This is a genomic window from Streptomyces sp. NPDC054847 (genome assembly GCF_053610925.1).
This window is the reverse complement of the sequence record NZ_JBSGZJ010000685.1, coordinates 1-2,345: the sequence shown is the minus strand read 5'-3', so window position 1 is coordinate 2,345 and position 2,345 is coordinate 1. Positions and strand designations below refer to the sequence as shown.

The 2,345-nt window shown below is 70.0% G+C and carries 3 protein-coding genes; all 3 read right to left on the bottom strand.

Annotation, left to right across the window (positions count from 1 at the left end):
• Positions 1-46: 46 nt before the first annotated feature.
• The gene (nusB, locus tag ACWGH4_RS34205) at positions 47-475 is read right to left on the bottom strand and encodes a transcription antitermination factor NusB (protein ID WP_005319859.1); all 429 of its coding nucleotides are present in this window, start codon (positions 473-475) and stop codon (positions 47-49) included.
• 2 nt (positions 476-477) lie between these two features.
• A complete protein-coding gene (efp, locus tag ACWGH4_RS34200; RefSeq protein ID WP_005319856.1) occupies positions 478-1,044 on the bottom strand; it encodes an elongation factor P in 567 nt (188 codons plus the stop codon).
• Between the two features lie 61 nt (positions 1,045-1,105).
• On the bottom strand, positions 1,106-2,212 hold the full coding sequence (locus ACWGH4_RS34195; protein ID WP_453467694.1) for an aminopeptidase P family protein: 1,107 nt from the start codon (positions 2,210-2,212) through the stop codon (positions 1,106-1,108).
• Positions 2,213-2,345: the final 133 nt, after the last annotated feature.

Sequence of the window (2,345 nt, the reverse complement as noted above, 5' to 3'; positions counted from 1 at the left end):
CCTTCGTCTTCCGCCCCGGGCCTGGTGAAACCGGCCGGGACGCGAATCAGTCGCGGCGCAGGCTCGGCTTGAGGTCCTTGAAACGGCCCAGCAGGCCGTTCACGAAGGCCGGCGACTCGTCCGTGGAGAACTCCTTGGCGAGCTGCACCGCCTCGTCGATCACCACCGCGTCGGGGGTCTCGTCCTTCCAGACCAGCTCGTACGCGCCGAGCCGGAGGATGTTCCGGTCCACGACCGGCATACGGTCGATGGTCCAGCCGACGGCGTAGGTGGCGATGAGCTCGTCGATGCGGTCCGCGTGCTCCGCGTACCCCTCGACGAGGTCCATCGTGTACTCGGCGACCGGCGGCTGCCGCTCGTCGGTACGGGCGTGCCGGACCCAGTCCGCGAGGACCGTGTGCACGGTCGCCCCGCGCTGGTCGGCCTCGAAGAGGATCTGGAAGGCGCGCTTGCGGGCCTTGTTACGGGCAGCCACGGTTAGCTGTTCACCCGGCCGAGGTAGTCGCCCGAGCGGGTGTCGACCTTGATCTTCTCACCAGTGGTGATGAAGAGCGGGACCTGGATCTCGTAGCCGGTCTCCAGGGTGGCGGGCTTGGAACCACCGGTGGAACGGTCGCCCTGCACGCCGGGCTCGGTGTGCTGGACGGTCAGCTCGACGGCGGCCGGCAGCTCCACGTAGAGCACCTCGCCCTCGTGCTGGGCGACGCTGGCGGTGAAGCCCTCGATGAGGAAGTTCGCGGCGTCGCCGACCTGCTTGCGGTCGACCATCAGCTGGTCGTAGGTCTGCATGTCCATGAAGACGAAGTACTCGCCGTCCATGTAAGAGAACTGCATGTCGCGGCGGTCGACGGTGGCCGTCTCGACCTTCACGCCGGCGTTGAAGGTCTTGTCGACGACCTTGCCGGAGAGCACGTTCTTGAGCTTGGTGCGCACGAAGGCCGGGCCCTTGCCGGGCTTGACGTGCTGGAACTCGACGACGGACCAGAGCTGGCCTCCGTCGAGCTTGAGCACCATGCCGTTCTTGAGGTCGTTCGTGGAAGCCACGGTTGCGGAATCTCCTGGACTGACGCTGGGTGGACGACCAAGTCTTTCGCACCGCGGCTCGCTACAGCGCGAGCAGCTCCTTGGTCGTGATGGTGAGTAGCTCGGGTCCGCCGTCCGCCTCCTGGCGCACGACGAGCGTGTCATCGATCCGGACTCCGCCCCGGCCCGGGAGGTGGACCCCCGGTTCGACGGTGACCGGCACACAAGCGTCCAGTTTACCCATGGCCGCAGGGGCGAGCTGCGGGTCCTCGTCGATTTCGAGCCCGACACCGTGCCCGGTGCGGGGCGGGAGCTCCTCCCCGTGGCCCGCGACATCCAGGATCTGCCGTGCCGCGTGGTCGACGTCGCGGTACGCGGTGCCGGGCAGCAGGGCCTCCCGGCCGGCCCGCTGAGCGGCGAAGACGAGCTCGTAGAGCTCGATCTGCCAGTCGGCGGGGGTCGTGCCGATCACGAAGGTACGGCCGATCTCGCAACGGTAGCCGCGGTAGTTCGCACCGAGACAGACGGAGAGGAAATCACCCTCCTCCACACGCCGGTCGCCCGGGCGGTGTCCTGTTCGTCCCGAGTTGGGGCCGGTGGCGACGGAGGTCGGGAACGCGGGGCCGTCGGCGCCGTGGTCGACCAGACGGCGCTCCAGCTCGAGGGCGAGATGCCGTTCGGTGCGGCCGACGAGGATGGACTCGAGCAGCTCACCGAGGGCCTGGTCGGTGATCTCCGCGGCGATACGCAGACAGGCGATCTCGTCCTCGTCCTTGACGATCCGCTGCTGCTCGACGGCGAGCCCGAGATCGGCGAAGCGCACCCGGGGCGCGACCGATCCGAGCGCACGGTGCCGGGCGACCGTCAGGTGGTGCTCCTCGACCGCCAGCGACTCGACGCCCTCCGTACGCGCCAGCTCGGCGGCGGCGACCGCCGCGTCACCGGTGGACGTCTGCATCACGACCAGCCGCAGCCCCTCGTCCGGCCGGCCGTCGGCGGGATCGCCGGTCGGCGTGCGGGGACAGACGAGCACGTCGTCGGCGGGCCCGAGGAGCAGCACGGCACCGGGCGGAGCACCTCCGGCGAGATAGCGGACGTTCGCGGGCCGGGAGATCAGGGCCGCCGCGCTGCCGGTCGCGGCGCATCGATCGCGCAGTCGGCCACGACGGACCCCATACACCTCAGACATTCTTCGAGCGTACGAGCGTGGGGCGCGGAGGGCCCGGTGACGCGGCCGAGCGGGTCGGCGCGGGCGGGAACGCGTTCCCCTGCGGCCGTGCGTTCCGGGGAGCCCCCACTTCCCTGAACCGGGCTTCGCCCGG

Excerpts from the sequence above, each read along its gene's own strand:
- ACWGH4_RS34195 (WP_453467694.1), bottom strand. The coding sequence starts at position 2,212 with ATGTCTGAGGTGTATGGGGTCCGTCGTGGCCGACTGCGCGATCGATGC.